General features: G+C 38.0%; 12 protein-coding genes. 11 read left to right on the top strand and 1 reads right to left on the bottom strand.

Features of this window, described 5'->3' with window-relative positions; all coding sequences use genetic code 11:
* Positions 1–34: 34 nt before the first annotated feature.
* Positions 35–679, bottom strand: a complete 645-nt coding sequence (locus ACTQ45_RS09205; protein ID WP_441753090.1) for a lipoprotein — start codon at positions 677–679, stop codon at positions 35–37.
* Between the two features lie 244 nt (positions 680–923).
* On the opposite strand from ACTQ45_RS09205, the gene ACTQ45_RS09200 reads away from it, so the two are divergent.
* From ACTQ45_RS09200 to ACTQ45_RS09150, 11 genes are all read left to right on the top strand, one after another.
* Positions 924–1,385 (top strand): MarR family winged helix-turn-helix transcriptional regulator, encoded by a 462-nt coding sequence (locus ACTQ45_RS09200; RefSeq protein ID WP_441753089.1) that lies wholly within the window; start codon positions 924–926, stop codon positions 1,383–1,385.
* A gap of 18 nt (positions 1,386–1,403) precedes the next feature.
* A complete protein-coding gene (locus ACTQ45_RS09195) occupies positions 1,404–3,623 on the top strand; it encodes an ABC transporter ATP-binding protein (RefSeq protein ID WP_441753087.1) in 2,220 nt (739 codons plus the stop codon).
* Positions 3,620–5,461, top strand: a complete 1,842-nt coding sequence (locus tag ACTQ45_RS09190) for an ABC transporter ATP-binding protein (RefSeq protein WP_441763541.1) — start codon at positions 3,620–3,622, stop codon at positions 5,459–5,461. The genes ACTQ45_RS09195 and ACTQ45_RS09190 overlap by 4 nt, the downstream gene beginning before the upstream one ends.
* A 189-nt stretch (positions 5,462–5,650) precedes the next feature.
* Positions 5,651–6,685 (top strand): branched-chain amino acid aminotransferase, encoded by a 1,035-nt coding sequence (locus tag ACTQ45_RS09185; RefSeq protein WP_441763508.1) that lies wholly within the window; start codon positions 5,651–5,653, stop codon positions 6,683–6,685.
* Positions 6,686–6,877: 192 nt separating this feature from the next.
* Positions 6,878–7,603, top strand: coding sequence for a SanA/YdcF family protein (locus tag ACTQ45_RS09180; protein ID WP_441763507.1), 726 nt, complete (start codon positions 6,878–6,880; stop codon positions 7,601–7,603).
* A gap of 438 nt (positions 7,604–8,041) precedes the next feature.
* Positions 8,042–9,040, top strand: a complete 999-nt coding sequence (locus ACTQ45_RS09175) for an ABC transporter substrate binding protein (protein WP_441753082.1) — start codon at positions 8,042–8,044, stop codon at positions 9,038–9,040.
* A 432-nt stretch (positions 9,041–9,472) separates the two neighbouring features.
* Positions 9,473–10,525 (top strand): ABC transporter substrate binding protein, encoded by a 1,053-nt coding sequence (locus tag ACTQ45_RS09170; RefSeq protein WP_441753080.1) that lies wholly within the window; start codon positions 9,473–9,475, stop codon positions 10,523–10,525.
* 23 nt (positions 10,526–10,548) lie between these two features.
* Complete coding sequence (locus ACTQ45_RS09165; protein WP_441753078.1) at positions 10,549–11,520, top strand: ABC transporter substrate-binding protein; 972 nt, start codon at positions 10,549–10,551, stop codon at positions 11,518–11,520.
* A 24-nt stretch (positions 11,521–11,544) separates the two neighbouring features.
* Positions 11,545–12,510, top strand: a complete 966-nt coding sequence (locus ACTQ45_RS09160) for an ABC transporter substrate-binding protein (protein ID WP_441763506.1) — start codon at positions 11,545–11,547, stop codon at positions 12,508–12,510.
* 56 nt (positions 12,511–12,566) lie between these two features.
* Positions 12,567–13,505, top strand: a complete 939-nt coding sequence (locus ACTQ45_RS09155) for an ABC transporter permease (RefSeq protein ID WP_441753075.1) — start codon at positions 12,567–12,569, stop codon at positions 13,503–13,505.
* A 2-nt stretch (positions 13,506–13,507) separates the two neighbouring features.
* Positions 13,508–14,314 (top strand): ABC transporter ATP-binding protein, encoded by an 807-nt coding sequence (locus tag ACTQ45_RS09150; protein WP_441753073.1) that lies wholly within the window; start codon positions 13,508–13,510, stop codon positions 14,312–14,314.
* Positions 14,315–14,463 lie beyond the last annotated feature (149 nt).

Below are 14,463 nucleotides of genomic sequence, written 5' to 3'. Positions count from 1 at the left end.
CTTGGTGGTTTTGAGGGATATTTGGTCCGATTAATTAGTTAGGTTCGTAGTAAAACAAGGAGTGGCTTAAGTTCATCACATGCATCGGTGTGAGAATGTCGGTTGCTGGATTATAGTAAGCAATCATCACTAAGCGGTTACCTACTTCGGTGATGGCTGAGTTGAATAAAGCAACGTCATTTTCAACTACAAGCTGCGCTGATTCGCTATATGGCATTGGCACAATGATGCGCGGGATATAAAGCGTTTGGCCATTTAATTGCATCGAAATTTGGTCAACAGAGACATCTAATTGAGCTAAGGCTTCGTTAGAGTGAATAGTGTCAGTAATATTTGTAAGTGCACCGTCGGTTACTTGAGGCGTATTAGCGAACTGTTCCTCCTCGCTAAAGTTTGTTAGATAATACTCTTCCACTGCGACCAGTAATTGAGCGGGATCAATATTGTCTGGGCTCGTGGATACAGGATAGTCTGATTGTCCAATTATTTCTTCCTTAAATAACGAGTTAACGGCATTAGTTTCTTCATCTTCTTCAATAACAGTGACGCGTTCAGTTTCGGTTTCAACTAAGGCGCTTGAGGTTTCAACAGAATCACTGTCTGTTTGTGCGTCCTCAGTAAACAATTGACACCCTGTTAAAAGAACAAGGCTGAGAAGACTTAATATATACTTTTTCATTTTATGTTCCCTTCTTTCGACTTAGTATTGGACTAGGTCATTCATCCAGTCAATTATAACAAAATAGGACGGATACTCTATAACAAACTGATAACAGCCAGATTAAATTGCCAGAGCGAAGAAGGATTTGTGCGTTTTTTTTGCTGCTTTAAGGACGAACTACTTGCATATCTCTAATTCGTTACTTATAATTAACAAGGTTAACTATTCAAACAGTTAAATAATTTATAAAGGTGGTAAAAATATGATAGAGAATGACTTAGCACAGAAGATGTTCCAATTATTCTATAATATGGCTCGTGTAGCCAATTGGGACCTACTGCCTATGATGTCGAAAAGTGAGTATATTTTATTGAGAAAAATAAATAATTGTCAAATGCAAAATCATCGCTTAACTCTATCTCAAATCGCACAGGAACTAAAACTGTCTAGTCCGGCTATTTCGCGGACAGTAAAAAATGTAGAAGCCAAGCAGTGGATTGTGCGTGAAATCGATGAAGATGATCGCCGTAATTCCTTTATAGAATTAACAGCCTTAGGAAGCGAAGAAATCACCAAAGCAAATGCGATTATTTATAACTTGATGAATGAATCTTTGAATAAAGTTGGTGAAGAAGAAGTGCTTGCCTTCTTTGAAACGGGGGATAAAATATATCAAGCAATAGGTGAAACCTTGGCAGAGACTGTCAATAAAAGTAATAAGTAAAAGAAGAGGTGTAAATTTATGAAGTATTTATTAGTACAACTGAAACCGCATTGGAAATATATTGCCATTATTTTAATTGCCCATATTGTCCAAGCCTATACAACCATTTTATTACCAAGCCATACGTCAAATTTAGTTGACACTGGGATTCAGAATAGTGGTTTTGAGCACGCTGTGCCATTAGAATTAACAGAAGAAACCCATCATTATCTTTCAGCTGTGATGTTACCGCAAGAACGTGAAGTGCTTGAAGAAAACTATGCAGTTAATGATGAGGGCCATTATAGTTTAGTTGATGTAGACAGTGTTTCTACAGATGATTTTGAAACGTTGGAAAGCAATTTTTCTTTACCGTTAGCGATTTTACAAACGATCAGTACTTTACCAGAAACAGAAGCGACCCAAGCTAAGCAGATGATTAGTCAAGTAGCTGGAGACGCGGATGCTGTGACGAGTATGCGTGAAGCCATCGTGCCAGAATTAGAAGTTCTAGGCGAGTCTGCCGTTCGTAATGCGGGGATTCAACTAGTGATTTCTGAATATATTGCGACAGGTAACGATGCAGATGCAGTTAAAATAGATTACTTGTTCCGAGAAGGAGCAACGATGTTACTAATCGCTTTGATAACATTCGGCTCAGCAGCCTTAGCCTTTTATCTAGCATCAATTGTTGGTGCTGAGGTTGGTTATGATTTAAGAGACAAAATATTCAGTAAAGTGTTAACATTTTCGCAAAACGAGATGGGTGAATTTTCTACTGCCTCGTTAATTACTCGAAGCACTAATGATATTCAACAGTTACAATTAATCGTCACACTACTGTTGAGAGTGATTATCTTCTCTCCAATTCTTGCAATGTTTGGAGTCTTTACTATTTTTACAACACACTTTAGCATGGCTTGGGTGTTGGTATTAGCCGTTACTTTAATCGGAATTTTAGTAGCGATACTTTTCAAACTGACAATGCCAAGATTTAAGATGTTACAACAACTAATTGACCGTGTAAACTTATTAGCACGTGAAATCTTAACAGGTTTACAAGTCATTCGTGCCTTTGGCCGCCAAGACAAAGAGAGCGAACGTTTTGATGGAGGAAATACTGATCTCAGAAATACCTTCCTATTTGTTGGTCGCACGATGTCCCTAATGATGCCAACGATGATGTTGATTGCCAATGCTATTTCGGTCTTAATTGTTTGGGTAGCTGGAAGTCGTATTGGTGCAGGCGAAATGCAAGTAGGGGAAATGATGGCTTTCATTACCTACACAATGCAAGTTATTTTCTCATTCTTAATGTTCTCATTAATGTCGATGCAAATACCACGTGCGTTAATTTCAGCAGGTCGTATTCAAGAAGTGTTGGATAAACCTTTATCCATTGCAGATCCTGTTGAACCAGCTGTACTTGAGGACGTTAAAGGTGAAGTAACGTTTGATAATGTGACCTTCAGTTTCCAAGATTCTGAAGAGGAAACATTGAAAGACATTAATTTTACTGCTAAAAAAGGTGAAACAACCGCAATTATTGGTAGTACGGGTAGCGGAAAATCAACCTTGCTTAGTCTATTAATGCGTTTTTACGACCCAACAGAAGGGGCAATTTTAATTGATGGGGTGGATATCCGTCAATTAAGTCAAAAGCAATTACGTGCAATAATCGGTTTCGTTCCTCAAAAAGGAGTTCTTTTCTCAGGGGATATTCGCAGTAATATTTCGTATGGTGTAGAGTCTCTGTCAGAAGAGGCATTAAAAGAAGCAGCAGAAATCGCGCATGCAACGGAATTTATTGAACAAAAAGATGAAGGATATAGTTCTTCCATTTCTCAAGGAGGGACGAACGTTTCCGGCGGTCAAAAACAACGATTATCGATTGCTCGAGCGATTGCTAAACAACCAAAAATACTCATTTTTGATGACAGTTTCTCTGCCCTAGACTATCGTACAGATGCTTCATTAAGACAAACGTTAAAAGAAAAAATTTCTGATGTGACAACCATTATTGTTGCACAAAGAATTAGTACGATTCTGGACGCTGAAAAGATTATAGTTTTAGATGAAGGGGTTATTGAAGGAATTGGGACTCATAATGAATTGATGGTTAATTCAGCTGTGTATCGTCAAATTGCAACTTCTCAACTCTCTCAAGCAGAGTTAGATGAACAAGAGATTAAAGGGAATGAACGAGTAGAAGCCCGATCACAAAAGAGTGATTCATCTCAATTAGGATTGGAGGAATAAGCATGTCAAAAGAAAATGAACCAAAAAAAGCGGTTGGACCTGGTTCGCGTCAACAGAATGTTGGTGGCAAACCAAAAAACTTTATGTCAAGTATTTGGCGAATTGGGCGAGAAATTTTCTCTCATAAATGGAAAATGATCCTAGTGCTTCTGACGACTGTTTTATCAGTCATCTTCAGTATCCTTGGTCCTAAAACCTTAGGAGGAGCTACCACAGAATTATTTAACGGTATCGTCAGACAAACGCAAGGAACCGGAAGCATCGACTATACTGCGATTGGTCGCATTCTGTTATTTGTGTTGTTCTTGTATGTTGTAAGTTCTATTTTTGGAGCCTTACAAGGGTTTATAATGACAAATGTAACGGAAACAGTGACTTATGATTTAAGAAAGAATATGATTGCCAAAATCGACCGTATGCCGATGAGTTATTTTGAATCGCGTCCCTACGGTGAAGTGTTATCGCGTATCAACAACGATGTGGATACATTGGGCCAATCCTTGAGTCAAGGTGTGACCCAATTATTAACCTCCGTATTAACAATGGTTGGTATTGCCGGTATTATGTTAAGTATGAACTGGGTCTTAGCGATTGTTGTGATGATGATTGTTCCGATTAGTTTTGCGGTCATTCGTTTTATTATGAATCGTTCGCAACGTTACTTCCGTTCACAACAAAAATCTGTTGGTGTCATTAACGGACAAGTTGAAGAAGTATACTCGGGTCACCAAATTGTTAAAGCATATAACCAAGAAGAGCGTACCTTAGCAGAATTCTTGATTGAAAATGAGAAGTTAAAAGAATCAGCCTGGAAGTCTCAATTCTTTTCAGGTGTTCTATTCCCATTCATGCGCTTTTTAGGTAGTTTAGGTTATGTGGCTGTCGTACTTGTTGGAGCTTACATGGTCATGATTGGCGCAATGAACGTTGGTGATATTCAAGCCTTCACGCAATACGTCAACCGTTTCACGCAACCAATCTCTCAACTGGCTCAAATTGTTTCGATGATGCAAACGATGGCTGCGGCTGGAGAGCGTGTCTTTGAATTCTTAGATGAAGATGAAGAGAGTCAAACAGAAGGAGATATCTTAGATGTTTCTCAAGTTAAAGGTGAAATTCAGTTCGATCATGTAGCCTTTGGTTACAATCCAGATCAAACGATTATTAATGATTTCAGTGCACGTGTGAAACCAGGTCAAAAGGTTGCTTTAGTAGGACCGACCGGTGCAGGGAAAACAACAGTCGTCAAATTATTGATGCGTTTCTATGACGTCGATAATGGTTCGATACTAGTGGATAACCAACCGACTAATCAGTTTAGCCGTCAAAGTTATCAACAAGCGATGGCCATGGTATTGCAAGACACTTGGTTATTCAAAGGTAGCATTCTAGAGAACATTCGTTATGGACGTTTGGATGCTACTGATGAGGAAGTTATAGAAGCAGCCAAAGCGGCTCGAGTTCATCATTTTATTAAGCAATTACCTGGTGCTTACAAATTTGAAATTAACGAAGAAGCGTCTAACGTCTCGCAAGGTCAGAAACAATTATTAACGATTGCGCGTGCAATTTTAGCCGATCGCCCAATTCTGATTTTAGATGAAGCGACAAGTTCGGTTGACACACGTACCGAGATTTTAATTCAAGAGGCAATGGATGAATTAATGAAAGGGCGGACGAGTTTCGTTATCGCTCACCGCTTATCGACGATTAAAGATGCCGACTTAATTCTATATATGGAGCAAGGTGACATTGTTGAACAAGGAAATCATGAGATGCTTATCGCCAAAGATGGCCGTTATGCTAACCTATACAATAGTCAGTTTGCTACAACATAAATAACAGACTTTTAAAATGAGAGTTTGATTAGATTGACAGTTGCTTGATGAAAGAATAAAATTGATTCATCAATGTGCGCAATGGTCAAAAGTTTTCAAAACCGCATATTTATAAAATATGACCGCATCCTATGCTTCTTAAGCTAGTGCGGTCCTTTTTGTATCACAACCTAGAAAGAAGGTTTTAACATGTTAGAAATAGCTCCCGAAACAATTCAATGGGAAACATTAGATTTTGGTTATATCGATACAGGAAAAAGCTTCCGTGCGTATTATAAAGACGGGCAATGGAGCGAAGGAGAAATTGAAGCAAGTAAACACATTAGTATTAGTGAGGCATCGCCTGTCTTTCATTATGGACAAGCTTGTTTTGAAGGGCTAAAAGCTTATCGAACGAAAAAGGGTGAAATTCAACTATTTAGACCAGATCAAAATGCTGATCGTATGATTGCCTCAGCCGAAAGATTATTAATGGCGCCTTATCCTAAAGAGGCGTTTATTAAGGCGGTTCATGAGATTGTTAAAGCGAATGCTGAATGGGTGCCACCTTATGAAAGTGGGGCGACTTTATACATCCGTCCATTTTTAATCGGGGTGGGGGATGTTGTCGGTGTTAAACCAGCTGAGGAATATATTTTTGCGATTTTTGTTACACCTGTGGGGCCTTATTTTAAAGGTGGCTTACAACCCTTTAAGTTCCTTATTAGTGACTTTGACCGTGCCGCTCCTAACGGAACGGGCGCCGCTAAGGTGGGAGGCAATTATGCCGCAGGGAACATAGCCAGTAAGATAGCAAAAGATAATGGTTATGCAGATGCAATCTTTTTAGACCCAGCCACTAAAACTAAGATTGAAGAAGTCGGTGCAGCCAATTTTTTTGCGATTACCAAGGATAAGCAGTTAGTAACACCGAAATCCCCTTCGATTTTACCAAGTATTACCAAGTATTCCTTGCTGGAGATTGCACGTGAGCGATTAGGCATGGAAGCTATTGAAACGGATGTCTATGTGACTGATTTAGCTGAATTTTCAGAAGCTGGGGCAATGGGAACGGCAGCCGTTATTTCGCCCATAGGTTCAATTACCTATGGGGAAGAAATCTATGTCTTCCATTCTGAAACAGAAGTAGGGCCCATTACACGTCGTTTATATGATGAATTAGTCGGTATTCAATTTGGAGATGTAGAAGCACCAGAGGGTTGGGTTCAAAAGGTTGAGTGCTAGGATTACTTTAGTAGTCAAAGCGGTCTTAGGCCCTATTTGATGGCGTCTCGTACTTGTTAGAACAGACAAGTGGAGAAAATCAAAAGGTTAAGTTTTTTAAAAGGACTTCAAAATAAATTGCAGAACGCTAGGATGACTGATACCATAAATCATATTGTCAAAATTATTTTGTATGAACAAGGAGATATAATGATGTTGAGATTGGTAAAAGTGATTGGCACAGGTATAAAACGATTGATACAACTCATCCTTTTAGCAATCACATTATTTATGAGTATCCTACTGTTAATCAATTTATTCACGATTGGTACGACCTATCAATCAATGCTTTCGATTGATGAATTAGTCGAAAGTGAGTTTATTGCTGAGGACGTGCCAGTGATTGTATTAGGCGCAGGAGTTGTTGATAATGCCGAACCGAGCCAAATATTAAAACAAAGACTGGATCAAGCAGCCATTTTATTTGAAGTTGCACCAGATAAGCAATTTATTATGAGTGGCGACCACCGGGATCAATATTACAATGAAGTGGCTGTCATGAAAGACTATTTAATTGAACAAGGTTTGCCGAGTAATCAACTGTTTTTAGATCATGCAGGTTATTCGACATATGATAGTTTGTATCGTTTAAAGAATGTCATCGGTGAAGATAAAGTCATTATCGTGACACAAGGCTATCATCTTTCGCGCGCGTTAATGCTTGCTAGAGGATTAGGGATCGATGCGGTAGGTGTGCCGGCTCCTGATTCAAAGTCGAGTCGTGTATACCGTGAAGTAAGGGAAGTATTCGCAAGAGTAAAAGATTTTGCGGTGACTTATTTAGGTTACCAAGAGGAAAATCGACCAAATTTAGCTGAAAGCTTTGATTTAAATATGATGGGCGATGAAACTAACGATAAAACGAATTTACTTGATTAACTAACGATTATTTTCGTTAAATGATAATTTGGTTAAAATTCAGCTTGACTTTGAGAAGAATACACTTTAGACTATAATTATCAAATAAACCTATAAAATATGAAATGAGGCAACTTTTATGCAAACGACTTACTTATTACAAGCTAAACGATTTTTTAACAACTACTTTAGATAGTGTTTGTGTCTGAACTTATAGATACAAACACAGAACGAAAGTTTGTATCTATGAGGAGTTGTTTAAAAAAACATGCCCGCATAGATAAATCTGATAAGATTAAAATCTATGAGCGGGTTGTAATGAGTAGCCGTCTGTATAGCCATTTTTAGAGGCTTATGCAACAGTTATAAAGACCTAATTAGGATTTTAATCGAATCCAATTAGGTCTTTTTTTTGTTGATTTACTACTGAACGCTATCAATATTCTGGGAGGAATAATAATGAAAAAATTATACAAATACTCAAAAATGGTTATGGCAACTCTTGCAACAGCTGCGAGTTTAGTTAGTGTTTATACACAAACAAATCATGTCGCCCTTGCTCAAGAAGATGCTGCTAAAGCAGCAATTAGTGTAGGGATTTTTCAATTTAATGATCATGGTTCATTAAATGCTAACCGTGAAGGGTTTATAGATGGACTGGCTGAGTTAGGTTACGTAGAAGGCGAAAATCTGACGATTGATTACATGAATGCCAATGCTGATATTGCAAATTTACAATCGATGAGTGAATCTTTAGTGAATAATAATGATTATTTATTCGCAATTGCTACACCAACTGCTCAATCTTTAGCAGGAGCAACAACGGAAAAACCAATCATCTTCTCATCTGTAGCAGATCCTTTAGGAGCGGGTGTAGTGGACTCCTTTGAAGAACCAGGCCGTAATTTAACAGGAACCACGAACATTGGTCCTATTGCTCAACAGATTGATATGTTATTTGAGATTACACCAGATGCTAAGAAAGTCGGCATCATTTATAATTCAAGTGAAGTGAACGCTCAACACCAAGTCGATATTGCAGTGCCAGAAATTGAAGCTCACGGAGCAGAAGCTGTCCTAGGGACCATCACTTCGACGAATGATATTAGCCAAGTGATGGGGAATCTAGTGAAAGAAGTCGATAGCATTTATTTAGTAACAGACAATTACATCGCATCTTCAATGCCATTGGTAGGAGACATCGCTAAAGAAGCTGGTTTACCAGTTATTGGTGGTTCAAACGATATGATTATCGAAAATGGTTTAGCAACCTTTGGTTTAGATTATTATGAACTAGGCGTACAGTCAGCTGAAATGCTCGTAAGAATAATTGAAGAAGACTTAGATCCTGCAACTGTTCCAGTAGAAAAAGCAAAAACATTAGAATTAATTATTAATGAAGAATACGCTGAAGCGATTGGGGTGGATCCAACGACAATCAAAGCACCAACAGAGTAGAAAGATTAGTTTTAGATGAGAAGATAGTAATAGGATTAAAAAAAGCGGTTGACATTAGCCGTTTTCTAATTTAATATAAATCTAACGAAGAAATATAACCTTTAAAAGCGAGGAATAAAAATGATTAAGCAATTAATATTACAAAATTCAACATTCTATTACGGCTACTTTAGATAGGTTTGTGTCTAGAACTTTTAGATACAAACGATAAACGAAAGTTTGTATCTATGAGGAGCTGTGATTTAGAGTGCCCCGCATAGATAATCTATACAGATTAAAATCTAAGCGGGTGTAATATTAAACTAGCTTAATTAGCCAAGGGTTAATTAATCAGTTATAAAAAGACCTTAGTTAGATTTTAATTATATCTAACTAAGGTCTTTTTTCGTTGTTGTCCAATATTATAAAAAACAAATTCAGGAGGAATTTACTATGAAAAAAACATATCGTTATTTAAAGTCAACTTTAGCAACTGTATTAGCTGCAGCTACATTGGTAGTACCCTTAGGCAATACGATGGTCGTACAAGCACAAGAAGCTATTAGTGTAGGTATCTTACAATATGTTGAACATGACTCGTTAGACGCAACGCGTGATGGATTCATTGATGGTTTGGAAGAAGCTGGATATGTTGAAGGCGAAAACTTAACACTGAATTATTTAAACGCAGGAGCAGATAATGCTAACTTGCAATCAATGGCTGAAACACTAGGCAATGGCAATGATTATGTCTTCGCCATTGCGACACCAGCTGCTCAATCAGTAGCTAACGCTGTTTCAGATTTACCGGTTTATTTCTCGGCAGTAACGGATCCAGTAGATGCTGGTTTAGTAGAAAGCTTAGAAGCACCAGGGAAAAACATTACCGGAACAATTGATGCTGGACCAATCAAAGAACAAGTAGACTTGTTATTAAGCATTGCACCAGATGCAGAAAAAATCGGGATCATTTATAACTCCGGAGAGACAAACTCTAAAGGTGAAGCTCAAAAAGCAACAGACTATTTAGAAGAGTTAGGTAAAGAAGTTGTCACAGGTACAGTGACATCTACTAATGATATCAGCCAAGTAATGGGTAACTTAGTAAAAGAAGTCGACGCAATCTTTACAGTAACAGATAATACAATTGCTAGTGCAATGCCATTAGTAGGAGACTTAGCCAAAGAAGCAGGTCTACCAATTGTTGGTGGTTCAAAAGATATGATTGTTGAAAATGGCTTAGCAACCTACGGTTTAGATTATTATGAACTGGGTAAACAAACGGCTCAAATGCTAGTAAGACAAATCGAAGACAACTTAGACACTGCAAGTATTCCAGTTGAATCTGCAGCTGTTTTAGAATTAGTAATAAATGAAGAATATGCCGAAGCAATTGGTATTGACCCAGCAAGTATTCAAGCACCAACTGCTACAGAAGATACTGACAACACAGAAGAAACAACAACTGAAGATGAATCTGATAAAGAAGACGACTCAACAGAATAAACAGCTTAAAGGAGCTAATTAGTATGTTATCTAAATTCAAACACATTGTAATCAAATCAATTAAGTTTTCAGCAGCAGTTAGTTTACTCCTCGCGCCATTCGCTACGCTTCAAACAGTCAACGCACAAGGTGATGAGCCGATTAAAGTTGGCGTCTTACAATTAGTTCAACACGAAGCGTTAGACGCAGTTTTAAAAGGGTTCACTGAAACACTTGATGCATCGGACTATGCAGACCGAATTGAATGGGACATTCAAAATGCCAATGGAGACCAATCAACACTACAATCAATGAGTGAAAAAATTGCACGCGACAACGATATCTTGCTTGCGATTGCCACACCAACCGCACAAGCTTTAGCAACTGCAGAAACAAAGAAACCAATTTTTATTGCTGCTGTAACAGATCCTGTAGAAGCGGGACTCGCAGACTCTTTAGAAAAACCTGGACGAAATGTGACAGGAACAAGTGATATGGCACCCATTGATGAGCAAGTAGATTTACTCGTTAGAAATTTTCCTGATGTTAAAACAGTAGGGATTATTTATAACTCAAGTGAAGTGAATTCAACAGTTCAAGCAGAGGTTGCGACAAAAGTTTTAGAAGCAGCAGGTCTCACAGTAGAAATATCAACAGTGACCAACACGAATGATATTGCACAGAATATGACGTCACTAGTTGAAAAAGTCGATGCTATGTTTATGGTGACGGATAATACAATTGATAGCTCGATTGCTTTAGTAGGAGATATTGCCAAAGAAGCAGGTATTCCTACCATTGGATCATCCGATTCGGTTGTGCTAACAAATGGTTTAGCGACACTTTCTAGTTCTTATGAGGATTACGGCATTCAAACAGCCGAGATGGTTATTCGTATGCTAGATGAAGAGTTAGATGCAAGTGACATGCCAATTGAATTAGCGAAAGAATTTAATATTGTGGTGAACCCAGAATTTGCGGAAGCCATTGGAATCGATCCAGAATCAATCAAATAAATCGAAAGAAATGAGGTGCAAAAGATGAAATTAATAAAAAAAATAGCGACAATAGCCACATCACTATCCTTATTATCAGTGCTTGCTACGACGCCTAATCATACTGTGTCCGCTCAAGAAGAAACACCGATTAAAATAGGGGTTTTACAACACGTAGAGCATGAAGCGTTAAATGATGCGCAACAAGGCTTCATTGATCGAATGAATGAAGAATACGGTGATCGTATTGTTTGGGATATTCAAAATGCCAGTGGGAATATTGCTGGGCTTCAATCACTTGCAGAAAAATTAGCCCGTGAAAGTGACATTCTTTATGCGATTGCGACGCCTGCAGCTCAAACGTTAGCTTCTGTTGAAACGCAAAAACCAATTTTCTTTTCAGCAGTCGCCGCACCTTTACAAGCTGGCTTGGTTGACTCAATGGATGAACCAGGACGCAACTTAACAGGAACCACTAACCTTGGGCCAATTGAAGATCATGTTGAGTTACTAATCAAGAACTTCCCAGAAGCTAAAAAGATTGGCATACTCTATAATTCAAGTGAAGTGAATGCACAACATCAAGTAGATATCGCCACGAAAGCCATGGAAGCAAAGGAATTAACACCAGTCTTAGGAACTATTACAAGTACTAATGATATTCAGCAAGTATTGAGTTCCCTACTCGAGGAAATTGATGTATTATTTATGGTAACGGACAATACTGTCGACAGCTCAATCGCTTTAGTCGGAGATATGGCTAAAGAAGCCGACGTTCCAACTGTAGGATCTTCTGATTCGGTTGTGAAAGCCAATGGTTTAATGACAATTTCAAATTCATATATTGATTATGGTATCCAAACAGCAGAAATGGCGATTCGTTATATCGAAGAAGACTTAACTGTTGCAGAAATGCCTGTTGAAATAGGTGAAAATTTTGTTATGATTGTGAATGAAGAATTTGCTGAAGAAATTGGAATTGAACCAAGTTCATTGGTAGGATTAGACTAGTTGTGTTAAACAACTAAATAGATTAATTAGTCACGTTAGAAAAGAGGAAAATCATTATGTTAGATGTTATCGCATCAAGTTTTACCCAAGGTTTGCTTTGGGCAGTCATGGCGGTCGGGGTGTATATTACTTTCCGTTTGTTGGACATTGCAGATTTATCAGCTGAAGGGGTATTTCCGCTTGGTGCAGCCGTTAGTGCTTCGATTATTTCAATGGAGTACAGTCAAGAACTCGCACCATATATACCGTTTTTAGCAACATTAGCCGCGTTTTTTGCAGGGTCAATCGCAGGGTTCGCAGCAGGTTTGATTCATACAAAATTAAATATACCTCCTCTATTGACTGGTATTTTAGTTTTAACAGGATTGTATTCAATCAACCTAAACATTATGGATGGACGTCCTAATATTGCTTTACTTGGAAAAACGACAATTTTTACAGGTCTACAAGCAGCAACAGGTTTAGATAAAAATACAGTGGTTGCCATTGTGACGCTTCTTATTTTACTGTTAATCATTGGTTTATTGGTCTTGTTCTTACATACAGAGATTGGTTTAGCCTTAAGAGCAACAGGTGACAATGACAAGATGAGTGAAGCAAATGGTATTAACACGAACCGTATGAAGATTGTTGGCTATATGATTGGTAATGGTTTAATTGGCTTATCTGGGGCAATGCTGGCTCAGAATAATGGTTTCGCTGATATAGGTATGGGAACAGGTACAATCGTTATTGGTTTAGCTTCAGTTATTATTGCTGAAGTTGTTGTTCCAAACTTATCATTAGGCAAACGACTAACAACAGTGATTCTCGGAAGTTTTGTCTATCGTCTAATTATTGACACCATCTTGAATCAGCCATTTATCAGTGTCAAGGCGACCGATTTAAGATTATTCCAAGCACTTCTCTTAATGCTTGTACTTTACTTGCCGGAGTTTAAAAAACAACAAGCGGGTAGTAAAAGACGTCGAGAACTTGCTAGAGGGAGAAGATAACGATGGCAGAAAAACGATTAGAATTAATAGATATTCATAAAACATTTGAAGCTGGCACAGTGAATGAAAACCATGTATTAAAAGGTGTGAATTTGACACTTGATGCAGGTGACTTTGTCACAGTTATTGGTGGGAACGGTGCAGGGAAATCAACTTTATTAAATACCATCACAGGAGCCTTGTCACCAGACTCAGGTTCAGTCATTGTTGATAATCAAGATGTAACGGCACTTTCCACTGCCAAACGGTCTAAACTTATCTCACACGTCTTCCAAGATCCGAAGATGGGTACAGCAGCTCGTTTAACCATTCAAGAAAATTTGGCCTTAGCAAACAAACGTGGTTTAAAGCGTGGTTTGACAAAAGGTGTAAAAGCTGATGACAAAGCAATGATGCGTGAGCGTTTAGCTACCTTGGAACTAGGTCTAGAAAACCGTTTAACAACGGATGTTATGTATTTGTCAGGTGGCCAACGTCAAGCGTTGACATTGTTAATGGCTACTTTACGCCAACCAGAATTATTACTTTTAGATGAACATACAGCGGCTCTAGATCCTAAAACGAGTGAAATGGTTCTCAATTTAACAAATAAAATTATTCAAGAACAATCATTAACTGCTTTAATGATTACTCATAATATGGCAGATGCTTTAACCTATGGTAATCGTACCATTATGTTACACCAAGGACGTATTATTCTTGATGTAAAAGGTGAAGAAAAAGCTAATATGACAGTAACCGACTTATTAGAAATGTTTAAACGTGAATCAGGTGAAAGTATTACGAATGATGCCATGCTTTTATCTTAAAAAAAATCAGTCTTAAGCGTGACGCAAGTCAGCTGTGAGTGAAGTATAATGAAATTCACTCACCAAATATAATGAATAAACTGCATGTGAGCGAGTATTAGTTCATATGCAGTTTTTTTAAGTATGTTATTATATTGTTGCAGTGACTA

The organism is Fundicoccus sp. Sow4_D5, from assembly GCF_052116365.1.
Taxonomy (GTDB): domain Bacteria; phylum Bacillota; class Bacilli; order Lactobacillales; family Aerococcaceae; genus Fundicoccus.
This window is presented reverse-complemented; position numbering and strand designations above follow the sequence as displayed.

Bases quoted from the DNA above. Each gene is read 5' to 3' on its own strand.
- ACTQ45_RS09205 (WP_441753090.1), bottom strand. From the start codon at position 679: ATGAAAAAGTATATATTAAGTCTTCTCAGCCTTGTTCTTTTAACAGGG.
- ACTQ45_RS09200 (WP_441753089.1), top strand. From the start codon at position 924: ATGATAGAGAATGACTTAGCACAGAAGATGTTCCAATTATTCTATAAT.
- ACTQ45_RS09195 (WP_441753087.1), top strand. From the start codon at position 1,404: ATGAAGTATTTATTAGTACAACTGAAACCGCATTGGAAATATATTGCC.
- ACTQ45_RS09185 (WP_441763508.1), top strand. From the start codon at position 5,651: ATGTTAGAAATAGCTCCCGAAACAATTCAATGGGAAACATTAGATTTT.
- ACTQ45_RS09180 (WP_441763507.1), top strand. From the start codon at position 6,878: ATGTTGAGATTGGTAAAAGTGATTGGCACAGGTATAAAACGATTGATA.
- ACTQ45_RS09175 (WP_441753082.1), top strand. From the start codon at position 8,042: ATGAAAAAATTATACAAATACTCAAAAATGGTTATGGCAACTCTTGCA.
- ACTQ45_RS09170 (WP_441753080.1), top strand. From the start codon at position 9,473: ATGAAAAAAACATATCGTTATTTAAAGTCAACTTTAGCAACTGTATTA.
- ACTQ45_RS09165 (WP_441753078.1), top strand. From the start codon at position 10,549: ATGTTATCTAAATTCAAACACATTGTAATCAAATCAATTAAGTTTTCA.
- ACTQ45_RS09160 (WP_441763506.1), top strand. From the start codon at position 11,545: ATGAAATTAATAAAAAAAATAGCGACAATAGCCACATCACTATCCTTA.
- ACTQ45_RS09155 (WP_441753075.1), top strand. From the start codon at position 12,567: ATGTTAGATGTTATCGCATCAAGTTTTACCCAAGGTTTGCTTTGGGCA.
- ACTQ45_RS09150 (WP_441753073.1), top strand. From the start codon at position 13,508: ATGGCAGAAAAACGATTAGAATTAATAGATATTCATAAAACATTTGAA.